The following is a 21,402-nucleotide window of genomic DNA, read 5'->3' as shown; positions in this document are numbered from 1 at the left end:
TCACCTAATTAAAGCTTAAAAAGCTAAAGGTGAAAAAACAAACGCCCACTATAAATCGTGGGCACACTTCTCGCCAATCTTAGTGATTTTCTTCTTGGTCAGCAAGGTGCTCTATCACAGGCAAACGAATAAACCAGCTAAGTAATGCCAACAGCATGACGAGCAGCATAATCTTTAACCAATCATGAGGCACAATATAGATAGAGAAGCAAAAGCTCGCGACCATGACCAATGCGCCACGCAGTTTGACTTTTTTCGACACGGCTCGATGTTGATGCCAGTTTGAAATGATAGGTCCAAACGTTGGGTGTTCACTCAACCAGCGATGAAAACGCGGACTGCTACGCATAAAACAGGCGCTAGCGAGTAACACAAACGGAGTGGTAGGTAGAACAGGGAGGAAAATACCAATAATGCCAAGGCATAGGCTGAGACCACCTATCAAGTTATACAACAAACGACGAATAACGATGGCTCAGCTCCATTTCAATCAAAACCCAGCATAACCGTTTAAAACACGAAGCCATGTTAACGTTGCTGGTAAGGTCGGGATCAGTAGTACCGCGATAAACCCGAGGAAGTAGAAGATATTATAGGGCTCTTTAAAATCTTTGTCTGCCATTGCTCAATCTCAAATCTATTAAGGAAAAGATAAAAGATTCAAATCGAAACTAATTTGTTGGTGATTTGTTATCTTTTTGTTGAGCTTGGCACTATAGCCTAATATGGACGAGACAAACACAGAGGAGAAATAGGGTTATTCAAAAATACCGGTGAGCCCTAGCAGTTAACCCTAAGTGGATAGCGCTACTTTGCCAAGTCAACGATATCCAATGCAAAACTGCTGGTACCCAAACGACTTGAACTAACAGAGCAACGCTGTCCTATGGTAACGTCCGCTAGCATTGGGTTGTACAAGCACTTATTGCCTAAACATCTTTGTGCGCTGATTTGAGTCACACCCTCTTTTTGACTTGAGAGACTAACATCTAAACCTGCGGGCAAAATACTCACGCTGCCATCAGCCAAGTTAGCGATACCAAATACCGCCTTAATCGGCGCAGCGCAATCAGTGCAATCAATACCCTTCTCAAGAATATCTATTAGATCTTTTAAATCCGCGTTTTGTGATCTCAAACCACGAACATAATCATGAAACAGCGCGCGAACTAATAAAGTTGTCGCGGCACCCTGGTCACTCTCGTTGTCCGAGTCCACTAAGTAGAAAATAAACTGGCCATTCATTACCCAAGCGTAATCAAACACTAGCGGCATCACTTCGGTGGACTGCAACAGGCGGTAAGTACATTTCCAAGAACCTTGTGATGTGTCTTTATCGGGTAACAGCGCCAACAAAAAGTCCTTGGCTGCGATTGGATGTTTTTGCAGATAATCTAAATGCCAGTGCAACTCTTGCTCTTCTGGCATTTCAGCACCGTCGACACGAAACCACTGGGAGGAAAAATCACGTTGATCAATCAGATGGTTATCGGCATCTTCCAATGTATTTTCAATCGCATTGGTTAGATTGTCGGGGTTGGAGATGGGTTTTGTGAGAAAGTCTTTGATGCCGCATTTCATGACTTTGGCAACATCAGAAATGCTCTCGGTTGCCGAAACAACAATCATTGGTAGGGAAGGATAAGCGACACTAACCTCTTCGACGAACTCAACACCGTTTAAAACTGGCATCGACAGATCACACAATACTAAATCGGGTTCAAACTGGCGCAATTGTCTTAAACCCGCAAGACCATCTTCAGCTTCAAGAACTTCAAAGCCTTGTGTCTCAAGGTATGCCGTCGTAATGTGGCGGAAAATAGGATCGTCGTCCACCAGCATAATGCGTCTTTTTTGCGCAGAAATATCGCTTGATGGCAAAATTTGCGCTTCTGATATCTTATGCATGGTACCGCCTCACATCCCCATTGGGTGTTGAATAATTATATTTATAAAACTATAAAAAGCTTCTCTTAAAGTAGTCGTGAACCCTTAATTATACAAATTAGCCGATCTTCTGATTGGTTGCATACTTGATGTAATCAAAATAACATAAGATCTCATGACTTGTTGATGTGTCTCAATCTTTGACAGAGATGATCAATATAAATTAACGCAATTCGTAAAATAATGTGTCCGAATGATGAAATTAGATGACTTAAACCTCTTTCGCTTGGTTGTCGAAAATGGGAGCTATACTGCAACGTCACGCAAAACCATGATTCCTGTTGCAACGATTACGCGACGTATTCAAGCTCTGGAAGATTCATTGAACCTGCGTCTGCTAAATCGTCACGCGCGTAAGTTATCACTTACCGAAGCCGGAGAACGTTTTTTCAACGAATGCTCGCCATTGCTTCAACGCTTATCAAATGTGACTGAAGAGATTTCAGATGAATGTCGTGGTGCCGCGGGTAAGATTCGCATTTCGTCTCCTTCGAACTTAACCAAGCGCATGATGATGCCGATGTTTAACGAGTTTATGCATCAGTTCCCTGATATTAGTATCGAGCTTACCACCAGCAATCACGCTGACCAACTTGATCCCACTGAATGGGATGTTATTTTCCGAGTTGGACCGCAACGCGATTCAAGTCTAATCGCTCGTAAGATTAGTTCAGTAAAAGATATTCTAGTAGCAAGTCCTGAATACCTAAGCCACCACCCAGCTCCTGTTCACGCAGAAGAGCTACACAATCATCAGCTACTGAAAGGTCATCCACTTCTTAAGTGGCAATTGATCAATGAGAGTGGTGAGGTGGTGATTAACAACGATAAAGGCCGCTTCCAAGCAAGTGCACTCAATGTGGTTCGCAGCTCCTGCTCGGAAGGTTTAGGTATCACTCTAATGCCTGACGTGATGATCCGCGAGTACATCGAAGATGGCAGCTTAGTGCAAGTCCTACGCGACTGGAGTGCTAACCCACGTGATATTTACATGCTATACAACCACAAAGATCACTTGCCTGAGAAGGTACGCCTGTTTATCGACTTTGTGATTGCTTATAACATTCACTAATTTCAAAAAGCTTGGCTCAGCCAAGCTTTTTTCTTTTGGGCACTGATTAACGACCAAAAACTCACTGAGGATTGTCATCTTTAGATGCAAAGATCGATCTCCTCGCTAACGATTGTCATCCTCTATAGCAAGGAACGTACTATCTATCGTCATCCTCAAGAGTGAGGGACGAACAAGTTGGGGATCTCTGTTTACACCGAAGCAGTATAGAAACAGCGAGATTCCCTACTCGCGCTATCGCGCTCTATGGAATGACAACTTCAAAGTTATACGCTCTACATAAAACACATCACTTAACCTCGTCATCCTCAAAAACGAGGAACAGGCTAACGATCGTCATCCTCAAGAGTGAGGGACGAACGAGTTGGGGATCTCTGTTTACACCGAAGCTGTTTAGAAACAGCGAGATTCCCTACTCGCGCTCTATGGAATCACAACTTCAGCCTTTTAGGCTCTATAGTAGCGATAGCGTGCCCTTCTCTAAAGAAACTCGACAAACTTACTTAAATCCCGCTCAGGCACTTTCATTGGTGTGCAGCCCGGCGTACCTAAATAGAGAAATCCTACTATCTGATCTTCACCTTCTAAACCGAAGGCTTGATGTACTTTTTGATGAAACATCCACTTGCCAGAGCGCCAAAAGCCTTGGAAACCTTGCGCAACCGCCGCCATTTGCATGGCATGAGCCGCACATCCTGCAGACAAGTACTGCTCAAATGCTGGCACTTTGTCGTGAGGTTTAACTTTAGCAATCACAGTAATCACCATCGGAGCTCGAAATGGAGCATTGGTCACTTTTTCAAGCACCGTTTGGTCACTATCCTCAGCCTTAGCTGCCTCAAGCAAAATATCCGACAACTTTTGCAACCCCGAGCCTTGCGCAACAACAAAACGCCATGGGGTCAAACCACCGTGGTCTGGTGCCCGCAGCCCCGCGCGAATGATGTTTTCTAATACCTTACCCTCTGGGGCTGGCTCTGATAAGCGGCCAATCGAACGACGATTAAGAAGTAAATCTAAAGCATCCATAACCATTCCTTACTAACTTTACTGTTTGTTTTTATTTATCTAGTTACCTAAATATAATAACAAATTCATAATATATGGTGATAAAAAAAGCTGGCACTACGCCAGCTTAGTTTTGTATCCAAGTAACCTTTATCCTTTCGAACGATGTCGATTAGATTAGCGACTCAATGCCATATTGCTTACCGTAGTTCTCAACCACAAAGTCGATATCTTTATCGCCGCGACCTGACAAGTTAAGCAAGATAGAACCTTTCACGCCCTGTTTAGCAAGTTTCAGCGCATAAGCGACCGCGTGTGAGGACTCAATAGCAGGAATAATCCCTTCAAGGCGGGATAACTCAAAGAAGGCATCGATGGATTCTTTGTCATCCGCTGTCCCGTATTGCACGCGACCAAGGTCTTTCAGATAACTGTGTTGCGGCCCCACAGAGGGATAATCCAAACCACTGGCTACCGAATAGACCTCTTGAGGTTCTCCGGCTTCATCTTTGAGCATGTAGGACTTAAAGCCATGCATGATGCCCGGTTCGCCGAGAGTCAAGGTTGCAGCATGTTCACCCACTTCAACAAGTGAGCGTCCTGCTGGCTCAACGCCATGAATTGCTACAGTCTCATCATCTAAAAACGCAGTAAACAGCCCCATCGCATTCGATCCGCCACCAACACAAGCGACAAGATTATCCGGCAGCTTACCTGTCATTTCTTGAAACTGCTCACGAGCCTCATTGCCGATGATCGATTGAAAATCTCGCACCATCATTGGGAATGGGTGAGGACCTACTACTGAGCCAATCGCATACAATTGAGTAATTGGGTCTTTTAAGTATGCCTCAAACGCAGCATCCACGGCTTCTTTAAGGGTTTTACGACCATGGGTCGCAGGGATAACATTGGCGCCTAAGATACGCATGCGCACCACATTGGGGTGCTCCTTCGCAATGTCCACTTCCCCCATATAAATATCGCACTCAAGCCCAACTAATGCCGCTGCAGTTGCCAATGCCACACCATGTTGTCCAGCCCCTGTTTCAGCGATCAGTTTTTTCTTGCCCATTTTCTTGGCAAGCAGCGCTTCACCTAAGCAGTGATTAATTTTATGTGCGCCAGTATGGTTGAGATCCTCTCGTTTTAAATAGATATCTACGCCATATTTTGCCGATAAGTTTTCCGCATGAAATATTGGGCTTGGACGTCCGACAAAGTGTTTGTACAAACGTGCAAGCTCAGCTTGAAACTGTGGATCTTGTCGACACTCATCATAGGCAGCAGTGATTTCATCCATTACCTTTTGCAGCTCTTGAGGAATAAAACTGCCACCAAACTCGCCAAAGTAGCCATTTGCATCGGGTAAAGCATGATTGAATGTGTTTTTCATGAGACTCCTTGTCCTATCCAACTAGTACAAAGCGCATAATATGAGTATTTCTATAGGGTCACAAACTCAACACCTAACATTAGCTAGCAAACTCACACTTTTTGGGCACTCTATAAAATCCGACAAAATCTATACAAAAAAAGAGGGCTGTTTGCCCTCCTTTATACTCATTAATAGAATGACTGACCGACACTCGCTCTAGTCAGTAAACCATCACAAGGCGCAAATCGGTCACCATACTTAGCCGCATGCTCATTCATAATTTCTACCAACTTGGTGATACCAATTTGGTCCATATATCGGAATGGTCCGCCTAAAAACGGCGGGAACCCAATACCAAAAATAGCGCCAATATCACCGTCACGTGGTGAACGAATAATACCTTCATCAAGACAGCGCACTGCCTCATTTAGCATCGGTAGCATACAACGCATGGCAATTTCAGCATCAGCAAGCTTCGCCTCAGGCTTGAGATTAAGCAATTGATACACGGTTTTATCCACTTTTTTATCTTTGCCTTTGTAGGTATAAAAGCCTTTGCCACTCTTGCGCCCTTTACGTCCATCATTGAGCAACGTATCGAACACATCAGGCCCTTGAAAACGCTCCCCCAACTCTTTGACCAAAATTGGCATAATTTTCGCGCCAATATCGACCCCAACTTCATCAAGCAAAGTTATCGGCCCTACAGGGAAGCCAGCATTGAGCAATGCGTTATCCAACTGCTCGATTGGCTCTCCGGTTAACAGTATCTGCGCCGCTTCATTCATATAAGGTGCGAGAATGCGATTGACGTAGAAGCCCGCTTGATCTTTAACCACAATAGGGGTTTTACCTTGCTTACGGGCCAGCTCCACCACGGTCGAAATCGTCTGTTCGGATGTGCCTTGGTGAGGAATAACTTCAACTAACGGCATTTTTTCAACCGGACTAAAATAGTGCAAACCGACTACGTTTTCTGGTCGTGTTGCCTTTTCAGCAATCTGAGCAATCGGCAGCGAAGACGTGTTGGTAGCAAAAATGGTAGCGGGTTGAGTGTTTTGCTCAATATCTGCGACCATTTGTTGTTTAAGATCGAGATCTTCAAACACCGCCTCAATCACCACATCTAAGTGATTAAAAGCAATGAAATCGGTACCTCCTGAAATTTGGCTCATCTTAGCTTGCAGTTGCGCTTTAGTTAAAATGCGACGTTTGCGCTGTTTATCGAACAATTTAAAATTGTAGTTCAACGCGTTGAGCACGCCGTCATTGCTAACATCTTTGATCCGCACTGGTAACTTTGCTTTGGCAACGGAGACATGCGTAATGCCCGCTCCCATTAAACCACCACCCAGAACGCCAACCCGATGGGTCGGCAGTGGCTCAGTCTCACCACCATGCTCTTTTTTCATTTCCGTAGTGGCAAAGAATATCGAGCGCAACGCTTTTGATTCAGGTGTCATCACCAGTTCACCAAAGCGTTTGGCCTCATGTTCCAAACCTTGCTTGAGACCTTTTTCAAGCCCAAAGCGAATCACTTCCAAAATGGCGGTCGTTGCAGGGTAATTTCCTCGAGTTTTCTGCTCTGTTTTCTTGGCTGCTTGCTCGAATATAACTTTCCGCCCTAGTCCAGTACTCGACATCAGCTTCTCTTTCGTGGACGACTTGTGTGCGGCCTTTTTGCCCGTGTTTAGAAATTGCTTTGCCACATCGAGTAAAATAGTTTTTGGAACACAAGCATCAACAACCCCTAGCTTCTTCGCTTTTTTCGCCCGAAGTTGTTTACCGGTTAGAATCAAATCAAGCGACGGTAACAGACCGATTAGGCGCGGCAGGCGTTGAGTACCTCCAGAGCCTGGCAACAAACCCAGTTGAACTTCAGGCAAGCCGATTCGGGTTTTATCGTCATCACTACACACACGATAATCGCACGCGAGTGCCAACTCTAAACCTCCACCAAGGCACGGTCCGTGAATGGCAGCGACAACCGGAAATGGCAAGTCCGCCAGTTGTTGAAACATCTCCTGTCCTTTACGCGCCAATGCTTCTGCTTCCTGACTAGACTGACAGGCATCTAACATGCGTACGTCTGCACCAGCAACAAAATTATCCGGCTTACCCGAATGCAGGATCAAACCTTTAATTGATGTTTTGTTTTGCTCGATTTCAGCGAACACTTGCTGCATATCGTCAGCAAATGCCGCTTGTAAGGTGTTCATTTTTTCATTTGGCACATCAATACAGAGCCATGCAATGTTCTGCTCATCAAGAGTTAGATTGAATGCTTTCTCGTTAGTCATTACTCAACCTCCAAAATCATTGCTGCGCCCAAACCGCCCGCGGCACAAGCCGTATTCAACGCTAAACCACCGCCACGTCGTTTCAACTCGCGCAGTGTTTGCGTCATCATCCGCGCACCAGTCGCGGCAAATGGGTGCCCATAAGCAATCGAACCACCCAATACATTAAACTTGTCCATATCAATCTCGCCAATGGCTTTGCTTCGCCCAAGTTTTTGCTGGGCAAACTTATCACTGGCGAACATCTTCACATTAGATAGGGCTTGTGCTGCAAACGCTTCATGCATATCAATTAAAGTTAAGTCATTAAGCGTCAGACCCGCACGGTCTAGTGCCAATGGGGTAGCATAAGAAGGCCCCATCAACATATCTTGTTCAACTCCGATCGCTGAAAAAGCATAGGAGCGAATATAACCAAGAATTTCAAGGCCAAGTTCTTTCGCTTTGCCTTCTCGCATTAACATAACGGCTGCTGCACCATCAGTCAGCGGAGTACTGTTTGCCGCAGTAACGCTTCCATATTGGCGATCAAACGCAGGTCTCAATTTGGCGTAACTCTCTAGCGCAGAGTCATGACGAATATTGTTATCTTCAGCCAACCATTTTTTATAGGGTTGAGGAAATGCCGTCATCACCTCACCCGCAATCTTACCTTCTCTCCATGCTTGAGAAGCCAACGAATGTGAACGATGCGCCAAAGCATCTTGCTCTGCACGAGTAATGCCATGACTTTTTGCCATTTGCTCAGCGGTTTGCCCCATCGATAAACCCGTTGAATATTCAGCCACCGCGGGAGGAACAGGCATAAGATCCTTTAAGGAGAGATTCTTGAGTATCTTGAGCTTTTGCGTCATCGTTTTAGTTTTACTTAACGCCAGTAAATTCGCAGCCAAGGTTTTCGATACACCTATTGGTAACACGGAAGAAGAATCGGCTCCGCCTGCAATACCAACATCAATCGTACCCGCCATAATGCTTTCTGCCACATTCACTGCCGCCTGAAAACTGGTAGCACAAGCACGCGTAACACTATAAGCATCGGTATGGATGTGCATCCCTGTGCCCAATACGATTTCTCGCGCGATGTTCGGCGCTTCTGGCATCTGCACCACCTGTCCAAACACCACTTGCTCAATCAGTTTGGGATCAATATCCGTGCGAGTGAGTAGTTCACTCACCACCATTTTCCCCAAGTCCACCGCGGGCACTTGACTAAACTCGGTACTCTGCCTCGCAAAAGGCGTTCGCAGCCCTGCTACGATGGCAACTCGCTCCCCGGAACGAGTAGTCACTTCCTGCTTGCCCATTGTTTCTCCTTAAATATATAAGAGGTCTGACCAGAATTATTGTAATCACTTTGTTAATTAATTCAAACATACGTTTAACTAAACGTGATTCAACGTAAGCAATATTCGCTAAGTTGATGAATAATAAGATTGAGATAGCAACAAAATAAACTATAGTTAAGGCGAGTATTAAAGTGGGGAATCCGCGAGTAAAAGCGTGATCACCGCGGCTCAGGGAAGTAATGTAAATAAATCGCAGGCAAAAAAAAACCACACAAATCTGTGTGGTTGGAATGTATAAAGCAATTAACTCACGCCAATTGAAAATAATCAGTTTCCTGATTAGGAGAAAGTAAAGTCAGCCTTCAAAAGGAAGTGTCATCTTGCTCAACTGTTAGTGCGAACACTAACTAGATGACAAGATGTACTATAACCGCTGAGTGGTGAGGTTTTTTGAAATAGATCAATTTTTCTTTCGATTTCTGAGCGAACGACTCAGGTAATCGATTTCAGAAACACAAAACCCCTTATTTATGACGGTTTTCTTACATTTTCAGGCTGTTTACACCAAAACAGGAACAAGTTTGGGAGGCTATGTGTGGCCATCTTAGATTTTTTTGGAAAGAAAAAGTCCAGTCGTCCGGTCGATTTAGATATGGACAGACAAAGAAAATATGAAGCACTAGTGCGCGCGTATCATCGAGATCTCTATCGCTACGCCTATTGGCTGTGTAAAGATCCCACCATTGCCGAAGATTTGGTTCAAGAAACCTGCTTACGGGCATGGAAATCACTAGATAGCTTACAGGATGACAAAGCGGCAAAAAGCTGGCTGATCACCATATTACGTCGAGAAAATGCGCGTCGATTTGAACGCAAGCAATTCGATTTAGTGGATATTGACGATCACAGCAATGAAGCCAAAGTGAGCGATGATGCCCATCATCAATCAGAGTGGATTCACGCTCAAATCATGAAACTCGAAGTGGAATACCGTGAGCCACTGTTTTTGCAAGTCGTAGGCGGATTTAGCGGTGACGAAATCGGTGAAATTTTAGAGTTAAACAAAAATACCGTGATGACACGGTTGTTTAGAGCTCGAAACCAACTCAAAGAGATGTTGGAATCTGAAGAGAAACACAGAGGAGCGCACAATGGATGAATTAGAATTCCGTCGTCGTATTATGTCTGACCCAAAAGAGCGGGACAGCGACATTCTCGATGCGATGCGTACCAATGAAAGCAACAGCAAGTTCGCTGAAGATATATTGGATCTCGACAGCCGTATCGCAAAAGCGATGAATGTTGATGTGCCAGAAGATCTTGCTGACCGAATTTTGTTTAACCAAAGCTCACGCAACCAGAATAACGTGGTGAAAGCGAACTTTGTTAAACGCAGTATGGCAATGGCGGCATCGGTTGCTTTCGTCGTTGGATTGTTGGTCGGTCAAATCAATTGGGGCAATGTGGTAGTCACACCCGCACAAGCAAGCCTAGCTGATACGGCAATTGAACATGTGATGGCTGAAAAACCGTTTATCGCGAACTTAGATGAGCAAGTGAATACGTCGCAAATTAATGCCAAGATGGCCCCATTTACCCATCAACTCAGTGAGCAATTTCCTTATCACGTCTACTATCTCAACCATTGTGGTTTTGGTGATGCTAATGCTTTGCATATGGTGTTTGAAGGTGAAAAGGGCAAAGTCACCTTGTTTATGACTAATATCGCCTCAAGCCATGTTGAAGATTTTCAAAAACAGGGCATGGATGGCGTAGTTGAACCCGTCGGTAACGCAAGCATCGTCATAGTGGGCGAAAAGGGTGAAAATGTCGCGAACATCGCCAATTCTATAAAAAAACTTATCCAACCAGTTTCTATCTAACTGATTGAGCTCTGATATCCCATCAGGGCTCTTTTTTTAGCACAAAATTAGAGTTAACACTCTAAAAAGACGCCTTTTCCCGCATTTTACCGCCTGATAAGCATCATTTACGCAATTTTATCATCAAATTAGACAATGGTCGGATTTCTATATTCTATACTTCAGCTTAGGATCAGCCCCAACTGAGCAAATGCTCAAAAAACAGCGCCCATAAGAGGCGACTAAAAAGGAAAAAAGCACAATGAATAAAACGCGTCTGTTTAAAAAAACACTGGTCGCAGTGACAGTTTCACTTGCATCACAACAAGCTCTCGCCGCTGGCTTCCAGCTTAACGCACAATCTGCAACAGGTATCGGTCGTGCATTCGCCGGTGATGCAGTTATTGCTGATAACGCTTCAGTAATGGCTCGTAACCCTGCTGCTATGGCTCTATTTGACAAAACTGAGCTTTCTCTTGGTTTTGAAAGTATTACTTCAATGATTGAAGTAAAGGATGCAAAGTATTGTGGTACAACCTGTCAAGTGCTACCAGGGATCTCTCCTCCTAAAGATGCAAACGTAGATGACGCAGGTGACACTTCCATCGCCCCTAATATTCATCTTATTGTCCCAGTAAATGATAAATTCGCTTGGGGTATAAACGCCTATACAAACTTCGGTACTAAAACCGAGTTTTCGGATAGTTATTCTGCTTCAGAATATGGTGGTTTAACTGATGTTAAAAGCTTTAACTTTGGCCTAGCGGGCTCATACCGCCTAAATGAACAATGGAGCTTTGGCGCAGGCTTAGACCTTGTCTATGGTCAAGGTACTATGAAGCGAGTGGCAAGTAACGATGTCGCACAAATCGGTGGAATGGACCTAATTAACGTTGATGAAGCTGATGGCTTTGCTTTAGGGTTTAATATCGGCACCGTTTTTGAACTCGATGAAAATAACCGATTTGGACTAGCTTATCACTACAGCCCAGAGTTTGAAGCAGAAGATGATAAAGGACAGAAAATTGTTCTACCGCTTCCTGACTTACTAGAGTTCTCCGGTTATCATAGAATTGAAGACACTAAGTTTGCCGTACACTATTCGATTCAGTATATAGGTTGGGGTTCTTTTGATCAGATCGAGTTTGATAACCTTAGCGGGTCTCCTCTAGGCTCAAACTATAATAAACCTTATGAATGGCAGGATGGTTGGCACTATGCTATCGGTGGTACATATTACCTAAATAACGATTGGACACTACGTGCAGGTTATATGTATGACACCAGTGCTCAAGATAGCTTAACATCAGTATCTGTTCCAGACTCTGACCGCCAATGGTTCTCAGCAGGCTTTACTTACCATATTGATAGTGCATCTAATATTGACTTTGGCTTTACATATCTAATGGGAGATGACGTTTCTGTAAATGAAGCAACAGCAAACCCTAATTACGACCCAACAAACCCTCTAGCAGGGCCTGAGAATCTCTCAACTCTGTCTGCAACAACCCATGCCGATGCAATCTTGTTCGGCCTGCAATATAGCCGTAGCTTCTAAGCTAAGGTTTAAACTGTTGCGAAGGGCTGGTTTTCCAGCCCTTTTTTATTGCCTTTTCATAGCCCATCCTACCTCTAATAAGTTTCAGCGAACACTTAAAACACCTCTTTGAGTGAACAGTTGTAAAATTTTAGGCCAATTAAGCGAAACACGCGTTAGCTGAAAAAGGAAGTGGTCTTACCACTTTTCTAGTTTTTTGTTCTGATAATTCAACCAAAATAAGAATTTAATCTTAAATACGCCATTTGGTGTGTTTTTTATTTTTAAAGCATTTGCTCTAAATTTAACATTCACGTTCTTCCGAAAAACATATTCAGCGAACATTACAATGAAAACAAACAAGTCTCTCCTATCACTTGCAGTGGCATGTGGTTTAATGTCAGCTTCAACAACCGTTAACGCAGCTGGTTTCCAGTTAGCAGAATACTCAGCAACGGGTCTTGGCCGTGCGTATGCAGGCGAAGCAGCGATAGCGGATAACGCAAGCTCACAATGGCGCAACCCTGCGCTACTTACCTACTTAGAAGGGACTCAAGTTTCTGTAGGCGCTATTTATGTAGACCCAAATATCGATATTAGCGGCAAATCAACTTACAACCCTTTACCTAATTACTCTCGCACCTATGATGCAAACTCAGAAGACTTTGCCCATGATGCAGTAATTCCTAACTTCTACGTATCACACAAGTACAATGAAAAGTTTGCTATTGGTTTCGCATTAGGCACCAACTACGGTATGGAAACAGACCTAGGGAAAGAGTTCGCAGGTGCAAACCATGGTAATGAAGCGAGCATTATTTCTATGGAAGCGAACTTAAATGCCGCTTATCAAATCACAGATGCTGTAAGTGTGGGTGGAGGTTTGCGCTATGTTCAGGCTGAAGGCAGTTTTGGAGCAGTAGCATCATCAAACTCTCTGATGTACAAAGGTGATGCCCTTAAATATATGGAAGGTGATGATACAGCTTGGGGTTGGCAAGTTGGTACTGTTTGGCAAATTAACGAAGCTAACCGCGTAGGTTTTAGTTATAAATCAGAGGTTGACCTAACTCTTGAAGGCTACGCAAAAGGTCGCGGCTTCAACCGCAATGACGCAGAAGCCCGAAAAGATGGTTCGATGAACTTAGCATTACCAGCAACTGCTGAGCTAGCAACCTATCACCAGTTAACGGATAAAGTGGCAGTTCACACCAGCATTAACTGGACCAATTGGAGCAGCTTTAAAGAGCTAGTTGCGGATTTTCCTAATGAAGCAAGTGTTTCTATTAAAGAAGAAAACTGGAAGGATAACTACCGCTTCGCAGTTGGCTCAACTTATCAATACAACAACAAGTTACAACTTCGCACTGGTATCGCCTACGACACATCTGCAGTAGATGAAGAGTTCCGCACCGCAACCATACCTGAAACCGACCGTCTATGGCTAAGCATTGGTGCGGGCTACCAATGGTCAGAACAACTGTCTCTAGATGCTGGCTTTACTTACATTATGGCGAAAGACGCTAAGATGCACGAAAGCGATAGTAAACCACTGGGCGCTGATTTCTTTGGTGGCTCATTCGAAGGCGAAGTCTCTGGCAGTATCTGGTTGATCGGTGTACAAGCGAACTACAAGTTCTAACTTTGTCACGAATATCACTATCGACTAGACATTGGTCTAATGGATAAACAAAAGGCTTGGTCAATCCAAGCCTTTTTTACATTTGCTCTCTGTTGCAGTTATTTAATTTAACTCATCGAGATAGTCATCAAGATACGCTTCTTCATCGTGGTCGATTTCTTCTTGCTTCGATTCAATCTCAGCTTTGAAATCTTGATGCTGAATATAAACCTCACGCGTCAGTGCGTATGGATCTGGCGAGTTGTCTAACATTGCTTCTTGAGTAACCAGAGAAGCGCGAGTTTCCATTCCTTCTAATGCCCACTTACCAAGGCCGGCCCAGAAGTTTAGCAGTGACAGCGGTACATACATACCATCGACAAAATCGGCACTTTCACGTACCGTCCAAGGACCATAACCTGGCACCATCACATACGGACCGTTACCGACACCATAGTGGCCGAGTGCATCACCCAGCGCCTTTTCATTATGATCAGTAATCCCTGCATCTGAAGCGATATCAATAAAACCTAATAGACCAAAAGTGGTGTTAATCCAAAATCGGTTAAAGTGATCAAATGCTTTACCACCATTACCCATAATTAGATTGTTAACCATGCTTGATGGCTCATCAAGGTTGCTAAGAAAGTTGGCGATACCAACTCGGACAGGGCGAGGAGTATAACCCACGTAAGCAAGAGAGACAGGACGAACAACATAAGGGTCAAGATAGTCGTAGTTGATGTCCCACATTACGCGGTTAAAGTTTTCAAAGGGATCGTTGACATTATTAATGCTGGTTTCAGACTCACTGTCAGGTGCACTTGAACACCCTGCAAGCAACATTACTGATAATAACGATGTCCATACCTTTGGCTTAAGGCTCTTCATTATTGCTATTCCATGAAAAAGGCCGGTGAATATCCGGCCTTAGTGTACTGATTTTTCAGTTATATTAATACTCTTGCTTATTAATACTGCTTATCAATCGTAACCTCAACCGCTTCTCCCATTTTAGCTGCTGAGCTCTCTCCGTACCAGTCGCCCTCTTTTGTCGCGACATTGCCATCGTTATCGATTCGAACGCGAACAACATAACCTTCAAGCTGAGACAGCTTTTGTCCTTGCATCATGCTATTGCCATCATCAAGCACAACCGTACGCGGGAATGTACCGAGTGGATAACGAGCCGCAGCCACAGGAACCGGTGAACCGTCAGCGTTATGCACAGAGACAATCAAAGCCGCGTCAGGGCTAGCAGTAACTTGTGGCGCAAGATTGATGCTTACAGAAACTGATTTAGCATCACTTGGCGCAATCCCCATTTGCTTCTGAGCGTTTTCGATACTACGACCAAGCATTTCATAGCGTTCATCTTGTGGACCAATCATCTGCTGCATAATGCTCCAATAACGCACGGCAGCGGCAAAGTCCTTGCGCTCGTAGGCATCAAATGCCAACAAGGAGAATACACGCACATCCATATAGTTGCGTTGAACCAGTTTACCCAAGGTCGCACGAGCGGTATCTTGATCGACAGGATCTTGAGAGAGCATCAAAGCTTGCGCATAACCCAACATGATGTCTGGGTCATCATTTTTAAGGGTATATGCCTTGTTCATTGCGCCGATCGCCGTATCAATATCACGATTTGCCAGTGCAATACGCCCAAGCAGAAGCCAGCCAGTGGCATCTTTAGGCTCTACATGCAAACGGGTACGCAACGCCAGAGTCAAATCTTGCATCTCATCGTCGCTTAACGCTGCCCCTTCAGGCGACATTAGCTTTTTCGACAAAGCAGGAAGGTTTGAAGATACCTGTTGCCACTGCGCCACATCATCTGCTGCGCCAAACTTGGCGTACAACCCATAGCTCATTGCAATCGTCAACAACATAGACGGCACAATCACAACCCAAGGGTTTAATGCTGCACTCTCCGAAACGTGCTTTTCGGAAGGAATGTCATCTAGCAAAGACTGTTTGAGGTCATCAATCAATTCTTGCTGGTTTTCAACTAAGCCTTCTTCGGTTTCTTCTTCAAGCTCAGATAGACGATCTTTGTACAAGGCTTTATTGAGTTCATCACGCAAAGCGGCGTCGTTGTTCTCTTTCTTTTTGATAAAAGGCAACGCGATCATCACACCGCTCAGTGCAATAAGAACGATTGAAGCAATCCAAAATAGAGTCATTACTGCTTATCTCCGTCGTTCTCTTCATCGAGTAGCGCTTTTAGGCGCTGTTCTTTGTCTTGATCCCATTTATCGTCAACGTCCACCTGCTTCGCTTTGCGGCTACGGATGATAATAAGCCCAAAGCCAAGCAGTACAACACCTAATGGTCCCAACCATAAAATTGAAGTTGCCAGTGTAAATGGCGGGTTGTAGGTAACAAAATTGCCGTAACGGTCAATCATGTAATCCACAATCTCATCCTTAGACTTACCATCTTTGGTCATCTCGTACACTTTATGACGAAGATCTTGAGCCAGTTCCGCATTTGAGTCCGCGATGGTGTTGTTTTGACATTTTGGACAACGCAGAGTATGACCCAGCTCTTTAAACTGTTCCTCTTGTTGTAAAGTATCAAACTCGTATACCTCAATCGCTGCGTGTGCTGCTAGAGAAAATGTCATTGCCGCGAATAGCGCAATCATCCACTTCTTCATTTCTTCGCCTCCGCTACCATCTCTAAGTACATTGGCTCGAGTTTCTCTTTCCAGTTACGTGGGTTTACATCACCAACATGGCGGTAACGGATCACACCATTAGCATCGATCAAGAAAGTCTCCGGTGCACCATAGACACCGAGATCCAATCCAAGCATGCCGTTTCCATCGAACAAGCTAATCAGATAAGGATTGCCTAAATCATTTAACCAACCGACCGCTTTATCACGATGATCTTTGTAGTTTAAACCAATGATTTTGACGCCTTCATTGGCTAACTCATTAAGATACTGGTGTTCGGCATAACAGGTTGGACACCAAGTCGCCCATACATTCAACAGTAAAGGCTCACCCTTAAAGATCGATTGGTCATAGAGCTTACCCGGCTCTGCAAGATCTTCTAGTCGGAACTCAGGGACGGTTTTTCCTACCAAAACGGACTCTAACTTCGTTGGGTCGTCGCCTTCTGAGTTGCGCACCAACTGAGTCATAAATACCGCCACTAAACCTAAAAATGCGATCAGTGGGATAAATAAAAACTTCTTATTCATTTATGCCTCCTGCTTGTTAGCGTTTTTTCTGAAGCGGTAACGTCTATCACTAATAGCCAGTGCGCCGCCTAGTGACATGATAATCGAACCAGCCCAAATCCAGTTTACAAATGGTTTATAGTAAATACGCACCGCCCAAGACTTGTTGTCATCAAGGCGGTCACCCATTGCAACATAGAGATCACGCGTGATACTGCGGTCAATCGCCGCTTCGGTCATCATCGAGCGAGCAGTACGGTAGAAGCGCTTCTCAGCGTGAAGCGTGTTGATGTACTTGCCATCAAGAGTGATTTCAAAGTCCGCAATGTAACCATCGTAGTTAGGACCATCTTTATCTCGCACACCTGAGAAGTAGAAATTGTACTCTTCCAGCTGGAAGTTATCCCCAGGTGCCAAGCGAACATCACGCTCAATACTGTGTGTTTGTACCATTGCGATACCAATGATCGACACAGCCAAACCGATATGACCTAGCATCATTGCCCAGTGGCTACGTTGCAACTTACGCACACCGGTGAAGAAACTATGGCGATGCGTTGCACGCTCATGCAGCTCGAAACAGTGGAGAACAACAATCCACATCGCCATTAACCATCCTAGGTAGGTCATAAAGACGAAGTAATCAGAGAACATCCAGTTCAACAGTCCTGCGAGAACAATCGAGATAACACCAGAGACCAGCATAGGTTTCGCTAGGCTAGAGAGGTTATCGCGCTTCCAACGAATTAGCGGCCCAATACCCAACACAAATGAGAATGGGATCATTAGCCATGCAAACAGCATATCGAAGAAAGGTGCACCGATTGAAACCGAACCAAGGCCAATTTGCTTATGGACCAAAGGTAGCAGAGTCCCCACCAAAACGACCACTAGACCAGCCATCAATAGCACGTTGTTCGCCAGTAACGCGTTTTCACGTGATACCAAGTCGAAGTTACCACGGGCACGTACTGCCGCGCCTTTCACGGCAAACAGCAATAGTGAACCACCAATAACAAACACTAGGAAACCTAGGATAAACATACCGCGCGATGGATCCGAGGCAAACGCGTGTACTGAAACCAAAATACCTGAACGCACCAAAAACGTGCCGAGCAAGCTCAATGAGAATGCCGAGATTGCGAGAAGCACGGTCCATGCTTTAAAGGTACCGCGTTTTTCCGTCACTGCTAATGAGTGCATCAGCGCCGTACCTGCCAACCAAGGCATAAATGAGGCGTTTTCTACTGGATCCCAGAACCACCAGCCACCCCAGCCAAGTTCGTAATATGCCCACCATGAACCTAGTGCGATACCAAGTGTTAAAAATAACCAAGCCGCTGTAGTCCAAGGACGAGACCAACGAGCCCATGCCGTATCAAGACGGCCTGTCATTAACGATGCAATCGCGAATGAAAACGCAACAGAGAACCCAACATAACCCATGTACAACATAGGCGGGTGAATAATCAGACCCGGGTCTTGCAACAATGGGTTAAGGTCGCGTCCGTCGACAGGGAAAAATGGCAGAGTACGTAAGAACGGGTTTGAAGTGAGGATAATAAACAGCAAGAAGCCGACACTGATCATCCCCATGACCGCTAATACGCGAGCAACCGACTCTTGTGGCATCCCACGGCTAAAAGTCGCCACCGCCACAGTCCACGCTGCTTGAATTAACACCCAAAGCAGTAGCGAGCCTTCATGCGCGCCCCAGACGGCTGTTAAGCGGTAATACCATGGCAACTGAGTATTGGAGTTGCTGGCAACGTAATTAAGCGTAAAGTCATTTGTGTAAAACGCCCACAGCAAAATCGCGAATGACAGCGCGAGCAGCAAGAACATCCCCCAAGAGAGAGGACGGGCTGTGTTCATCAAAAGAGTATTGTTTTTGGAAGCACCTACCAAAGGCAGGATACTCAGCAGCACTGCCATCGCAAGCGATACGATCAGTGCAAAATGGCCGATTTCTGCAATCATTGACTGCTTCCTTGTTTCTGTTCATTTGAGTATTCAAGTGGCGTGTGCGATTTTTCCATCGCTTCAGCAATTTCAGGTGGCATGTACTCTTCATCATGCTTAGCGAGTACCTCAAACGCCTCTACGGTTGTCGCATCAACCAACACACCTTGAGCAACAATGCCCTGCCCTTCGCGGAAAAGGTCTGGCAAGATGCCATCGTAGACAACCGTGACATTCGGGCCGACATCATGCAATTGGAAGGAAACACGCAACGATTCAGGATCGCGTACAACAGACCCTACCGTAACCATACCACCAATACGCAAGCGCTGACCGACTTCAGGTTTTGAGCCATCTGGCTTACCCTGAACCAACTCAGTCGGGGTATAGAATAAGTCCATATTTTGGCCTAAAGCATAGATCATTAAACCAACCGTTGAGCCAATGCCAAGCAAAATGGCTAGAACAATAGCGAGCCTCTTTTTACGTCTTGGGTTCATAGCGTGTTCTCCAAATTCTTGGCCGCATCAATACGCGCTTGACGAGCCACTTTATCCTGAACATCGTTCAGTAGTGCTTTGTGACGTCGCACACTGCTGACCAGCAGCGCAATCATCACGAAAAAAGTAATGCCGAATGCACTCCACACATAACCTGCGTAGCCACCCATTGCAAAAAAATCACCCAAAGATTCAAAATGCATGATTAATTACCTCTCTGAGTTAGTCGGGTCGACATCTCTATCACCCAAGGACGGTGGCTCTCTTTACTTATAATTTCGTTACGTAGACGAACTAAAGTTAGAGCACCAAAGAAAAAGGCAAAACCGAAAATGTTGAGCAGTAGTGGCCACAACATGTCATTAGAGATCGAGGGTTTATCAAACTTAGTGATCGTCGCACCTTGGTGCAGCGTGTTCCACCACTCGACTGAAAAGTGGATGATAGGCAGATTGATCACACCAACAATCGCCAGAATACCTGCGGCTTTTGCAGCGGTTTTTTGGTCATCAAAAGCATGGTAGAGCGCGATAACGCCAAGGTACAAGAACAGTAGAATCAGCTCTGAAGTCAAGCGAGCGTCCCATACCCACCATGCACCCCACATAGGTTTACCCCAAATCGCACCAGTTAAAAGCGCGATAAACGTAAACACTGCGCCAATAGGCGCCATTGCCAAGGCTGCCATATCCGAAATGCGGATTTGCCAAACCAATCCAATAAAAGCAGCGATTGCCATTGACATATATACCCCCATCGACCAAATAGCCGACGGCACATGAATGTAGATGATCCTAAAACTGTCGCCTTGTTGATAATCAGAAGGTGCAAACGCTAACCCCCACACAGTGCCTATTAAAAGGCAAGCGAAGGCTAGTATCGAAAACCATGGCAGCAATTTTCCGCATAAGCGGTAGGCTGACTCAGGCTTTGCATATGGATGGAGCCATTTCCACATTGTCGGTCTCACTCTTTACTTCATTAGTTACCGAGTAGAAGGTCTCTCGGTATTTAGTAGCGTTGTAATTTATATACTGGGAAAAAATCGTGCTTGATCGAAAACAACTAATTAACACTTACTCTTAAAGCCGCGCTAATTGCAAATGGCGTTAGGGTCAATGCTCCCATAAACATTGCCCCCAAAATCGCTAATTGCCCGTTATACGCCATACCAAGCGATGCCGCATCAATCGCCGATGTAGCAAAAATTAAAATCGGTATATAGAGAGGTAAAATCAGCAAACTCAGCAACACACCACCTTTTTGTAAACCGACGGTGAGTGCAACACCAATTGCCCCTATAAAACTTAGCGTTGGCGTGCCAATTAACAAAGTTAGGATCACGGCCAACCAAGTATTGAAATCAAGTGAAAGCAAGATGGCGAGCAACGGGCTGATAATAATCAGCGGTAACCCAGTAAGCAGCCAGTGAGCAATCACTTTCGACATCACCACTAAAGGCAACGGAATTGGCATCAACATCATCTGCTCAAGTGCGCCATCTTGATAGTCATCACGAAACAGTCGCTCTAACGAAAGCAAAGCAGACAGTAACGCAGCAACCCAAACAATCCCCGCTGCAATTCGCGCTAGTAGATTAGGCTCTGGGCCAATACTGAGCGGAAACAGCGTGATCACAATAATAAAGAACCAAAGTGGGTTAAAAATATCCGCTTGGCGTCGATACGCTATCAGTAACTCTCGACGAATGACGTTATTCATTATAGCCAG

21 protein-coding genes are annotated in these 21,402 nt (G+C 45.0%); 5 read left to right on the top strand and 16 right to left on the bottom strand.

The window, feature by feature from the left end:
• Positions 1 to 79: 79 nt before the first annotated feature.
• The 3 genes from GZK95_RS04495 to GZK95_RS04490 all read right to left on the bottom strand — a co-directional run bounded on the left by GZK95_RS04495 (position 80) and on the right by GZK95_RS04490 (position 1,908).
• Entirely contained in the window at positions 80 to 472 is a 393-nt protein-coding gene (locus GZK95_RS04495) for a YbaN family protein (protein ID WP_263862231.1), read from the bottom strand.
• An 18-nt stretch (positions 473 to 490) separates the two neighbouring features.
• The gene (locus GZK95_RS22375) at positions 491 to 622 is read right to left on the bottom strand and encodes a hypothetical protein (protein ID WP_139312647.1); all 132 of its coding nucleotides are present in this window, start codon (positions 620 to 622) and stop codon (positions 491 to 493) included.
• 185 nt (positions 623 to 807) lie between these two features.
• On the bottom strand, positions 808 to 1,908 hold the full coding sequence (locus tag GZK95_RS04490) for a response regulator (RefSeq protein ID WP_075716097.1): 1,101 nt from the start codon (positions 1,906 to 1,908) through the stop codon (positions 808 to 810).
• A 235-nt stretch (positions 1,909 to 2,143) separates the two neighbouring features.
• On the opposite strand from GZK95_RS04490, the gene GZK95_RS04485 reads away from it, so the two are divergent.
• Entirely contained in the window at positions 2,144 to 3,019 is an 876-nt protein-coding gene (locus GZK95_RS04485; RefSeq protein ID WP_075709014.1) for a LysR family transcriptional regulator, read from the top strand.
• 480 nt (positions 3,020 to 3,499) lie between these two features.
• Here the strand turns inward: GZK95_RS04485 and GZK95_RS04480 are convergent, their stop codons facing one another.
• The 4 genes from GZK95_RS04480 to fadI all read right to left on the bottom strand — a co-directional run bounded on the left by GZK95_RS04480 (position 3,500) and on the right by fadI (position 9,012).
• The gene (locus tag GZK95_RS04480) at positions 3,500 to 4,048 is read right to left on the bottom strand and encodes an NAD(P)H nitroreductase (protein WP_075716098.1); all 549 of its coding nucleotides are present in this window, start codon (positions 4,046 to 4,048) and stop codon (positions 3,500 to 3,502) included.
• Positions 4,049 to 4,199: 151 nt separating this feature from the next.
• Positions 4,200 to 5,423, bottom strand: a complete 1,224-nt coding sequence (gene trpB, locus GZK95_RS04475; protein WP_075713885.1) for a tryptophan synthase subunit beta — start codon at positions 5,421 to 5,423, stop codon at positions 4,200 to 4,202.
• Between the two features lie 170 nt (positions 5,424 to 5,593).
• The gene (fadJ, locus tag GZK95_RS04470) at positions 5,594 to 7,705 is read right to left on the bottom strand and encodes a fatty acid oxidation complex subunit alpha FadJ (RefSeq protein ID WP_075713887.1); all 2,112 of its coding nucleotides are present in this window, start codon (positions 7,703 to 7,705) and stop codon (positions 5,594 to 5,596) included.
• Entirely contained in the window at positions 7,705 to 9,012 is a 1,308-nt protein-coding gene (fadI, locus tag GZK95_RS04465) for an acetyl-CoA C-acyltransferase FadI (protein WP_075713889.1), read from the bottom strand. Before fadI ends, fadJ begins: the two co-directional genes overlap by 1 nt.
• Before the next feature lie 634 nt (positions 9,013 to 9,646).
• On the opposite strand from fadI, the gene GZK95_RS04460 reads away from it, so the two are divergent.
• The 4 genes from GZK95_RS04460 to GZK95_RS04445 all read left to right on the top strand — a co-directional run bounded on the left by GZK95_RS04460 (position 9,647) and on the right by GZK95_RS04445 (position 14,035).
• Positions 9,647 to 10,153, top strand: coding sequence for a sigma-70 family RNA polymerase sigma factor (locus GZK95_RS04460; RefSeq protein ID WP_232061575.1), 507 nt, complete (start codon positions 9,647 to 9,649; stop codon positions 10,151 to 10,153).
• A complete protein-coding gene (locus tag GZK95_RS04455) occupies positions 10,146 to 10,877 on the top strand; it encodes a DUF3379 domain-containing protein (protein ID WP_075708999.1) in 732 nt (243 codons plus the stop codon). Before GZK95_RS04460 ends, GZK95_RS04455 begins: the two co-directional genes overlap by 8 nt.
• A 241-nt stretch (positions 10,878 to 11,118) precedes the next feature.
• Positions 11,119 to 12,414 carry an outer membrane protein transport protein gene (locus tag GZK95_RS04450; protein ID WP_075714028.1) on the top strand — a complete coding sequence of 432 codons (1,296 nt, stop codon included), beginning with the start codon at positions 11,119 to 11,121 and terminating at the stop codon, positions 12,412 to 12,414.
• 328 nt (positions 12,415 to 12,742) lie between these two features.
• Positions 12,743 to 14,035: an outer membrane protein transport protein gene (locus tag GZK95_RS04445; protein ID WP_075713065.1), complete on the top strand. Its 1,293-nt coding sequence runs from the start codon at positions 12,743 to 12,745 to the stop codon at positions 14,033 to 14,035.
• Between the two features lie 102 nt (positions 14,036 to 14,137).
• Here the strand turns inward: GZK95_RS04445 and GZK95_RS04440 are convergent, their stop codons facing one another.
• From GZK95_RS04440 to ccmB, 9 genes are all read right to left on the bottom strand, one after another.
• Positions 14,138 to 14,905, bottom strand: coding sequence for an MlaA family lipoprotein (locus GZK95_RS04440; protein ID WP_075709002.1), 768 nt, complete (start codon positions 14,903 to 14,905; stop codon positions 14,138 to 14,140).
• 80 nt (positions 14,906 to 14,985) lie between these two features.
• Positions 14,986 to 16,203, bottom strand: a complete 1,218-nt coding sequence (ccmI, locus tag GZK95_RS04435; RefSeq protein WP_075709003.1) for a c-type cytochrome biogenesis protein CcmI — start codon at positions 16,201 to 16,203, stop codon at positions 14,986 to 14,988.
• Complete coding sequence (locus GZK95_RS04430) at positions 16,203 to 16,679, bottom strand: cytochrome c-type biogenesis protein (RefSeq protein ID WP_075709004.1); 477 nt, start codon at positions 16,677 to 16,679, stop codon at positions 16,203 to 16,205. The genes ccmI and GZK95_RS04430 overlap by 1 nt, the downstream gene beginning before the upstream one ends.
• Positions 16,676 to 17,230 carry a DsbE family thiol:disulfide interchange protein gene (locus GZK95_RS04425; RefSeq protein ID WP_075709005.1) on the bottom strand — a complete coding sequence of 185 codons (555 nt, stop codon included), beginning with the start codon at positions 17,228 to 17,230 and terminating at the stop codon, positions 16,676 to 16,678. The genes GZK95_RS04430 and GZK95_RS04425 overlap by 4 nt, the downstream gene beginning before the upstream one ends.
• The gene (locus tag GZK95_RS04420; RefSeq protein ID WP_075713063.1) at positions 17,231 to 19,189 is read right to left on the bottom strand and encodes a heme lyase CcmF/NrfE family subunit; all 1,959 of its coding nucleotides are present in this window, start codon (positions 19,187 to 19,189) and stop codon (positions 17,231 to 17,233) included.
• Entirely contained in the window at positions 19,186 to 19,671 is a 486-nt protein-coding gene (gene ccmE / locus GZK95_RS04415) for a cytochrome c maturation protein CcmE (protein WP_075709007.1), read from the bottom strand. The genes GZK95_RS04420 and ccmE overlap by 4 nt, the downstream gene beginning before the upstream one ends.
• Complete coding sequence (gene ccmD / locus GZK95_RS04410; protein WP_075709008.1) at positions 19,668 to 19,874, bottom strand: heme exporter protein CcmD; 207 nt, start codon at positions 19,872 to 19,874, stop codon at positions 19,668 to 19,670. Before ccmD ends, ccmE begins: the two co-directional genes overlap by 4 nt.
• A gap of 2 nt (positions 19,875 to 19,876) precedes the next feature.
• A complete protein-coding gene (locus GZK95_RS04405) occupies positions 19,877 to 20,629 on the bottom strand; it encodes a heme ABC transporter permease (protein WP_075713061.1) in 753 nt (250 codons plus the stop codon).
• A gap of 107 nt (positions 20,630 to 20,736) precedes the next feature.
• Positions 20,737 to 21,393, bottom strand: coding sequence for a heme exporter protein CcmB (ccmB, locus tag GZK95_RS04400; protein WP_404817688.1), 657 nt, complete (start codon positions 21,391 to 21,393; stop codon positions 20,737 to 20,739).
• Positions 21,394 to 21,402: the final 9 nt, after the last annotated feature.

The organism is Vibrio panuliri (assembly GCF_009938205.1).
Taxonomy (GTDB): domain Bacteria; phylum Pseudomonadota; class Gammaproteobacteria; order Enterobacterales; family Vibrionaceae; genus Vibrio; species Vibrio panuliri.
Note: the sequence above shows the minus strand (reverse complement) of the source record. Positions and strands in the feature narration are given on the sequence as shown.

Coding starts and splice junctions, on each gene's coding strand:
- GZK95_RS22375 (WP_139312647.1), bottom strand. CDS start 622: ATGGCAGACAAAGATTTTAAAGAGCCCTATAATATCTTCTACTTCCTC.
- GZK95_RS04490 (WP_075716097.1), bottom strand. CDS start 1,908: ATGCATAAGATATCAGAAGCGCAAATTTTGCCATCAAGCGATATTTCT.
- GZK95_RS04485 (WP_075709014.1), top strand. CDS start 2,144: ATGAAATTAGATGACTTAAACCTCTTTCGCTTGGTTGTCGAAAATGGG.
- GZK95_RS04480 (WP_075716098.1), bottom strand. CDS start 4,048: ATGGATGCTTTAGATTTACTTCTTAATCGTCGTTCGATTGGCCGCTTA.
- trpB (WP_075713885.1), bottom strand. CDS start 5,423: ATGAAAAACACATTCAATCATGCTTTACCCGATGCAAATGGCTACTTT.
- fadJ (WP_075713887.1), bottom strand. CDS start 7,705: ATGACTAACGAGAAAGCATTCAATCTAACTCTTGATGAGCAGAACATT.
- fadI (WP_075713889.1), bottom strand. CDS start 9,012: ATGGGCAAGCAGGAAGTGACTACTCGTTCCGGGGAGCGAGTTGCCATC.
- GZK95_RS04460 (WP_232061575.1), top strand. CDS start 9,647: ATGGACAGACAAAGAAAATATGAAGCACTAGTGCGCGCGTATCATCGA.
- GZK95_RS04455 (WP_075708999.1), top strand. CDS start 10,146: ATGGATGAATTAGAATTCCGTCGTCGTATTATGTCTGACCCAAAAGAG.
- GZK95_RS04450 (WP_075714028.1), top strand. CDS start 11,119: ATGAATAAAACGCGTCTGTTTAAAAAAACACTGGTCGCAGTGACAGTT.
- GZK95_RS04445 (WP_075713065.1), top strand. CDS start 12,743: ATGAAAACAAACAAGTCTCTCCTATCACTTGCAGTGGCATGTGGTTTA.
- GZK95_RS04440 (WP_075709002.1), bottom strand. CDS start 14,905: ATGAAGAGCCTTAAGCCAAAGGTATGGACATCGTTATTATCAGTAATG.
- ccmI (WP_075709003.1), bottom strand. CDS start 16,203: ATGACTCTATTTTGGATTGCTTCAATCGTTCTTATTGCACTGAGCGGT.
- GZK95_RS04430 (WP_075709004.1), bottom strand. CDS start 16,679: ATGAAGAAGTGGATGATTGCGCTATTCGCGGCAATGACATTTTCTCTA.
- GZK95_RS04425 (WP_075709005.1), bottom strand. CDS start 17,230: ATGAATAAGAAGTTTTTATTTATCCCACTGATCGCATTTTTAGGTTTA.
- GZK95_RS04420 (WP_075713063.1), bottom strand. CDS start 19,189: ATGATTGCAGAAATCGGCCATTTTGCACTGATCGTATCGCTTGCGATG.
- ccmE (WP_075709007.1), bottom strand. CDS start 19,671: ATGAACCCAAGACGTAAAAAGAGGCTCGCTATTGTTCTAGCCATTTTG.
- ccmD (WP_075709008.1), bottom strand. CDS start 19,874: ATGCATTTTGAATCTTTGGGTGATTTTTTTGCAATGGGTGGCTACGCA.
- GZK95_RS04405 (WP_075713061.1), bottom strand. CDS start 20,629: ATGTGGAAATGGCTCCATCCATATGCAAAGCCTGAGTCAGCCTACCGC.
- ccmB (WP_404817688.1), bottom strand. CDS start 21,393: ATGAATAACGTCATTCGTCGAGAGTTACTGATAGCGTATCGACGCCAA.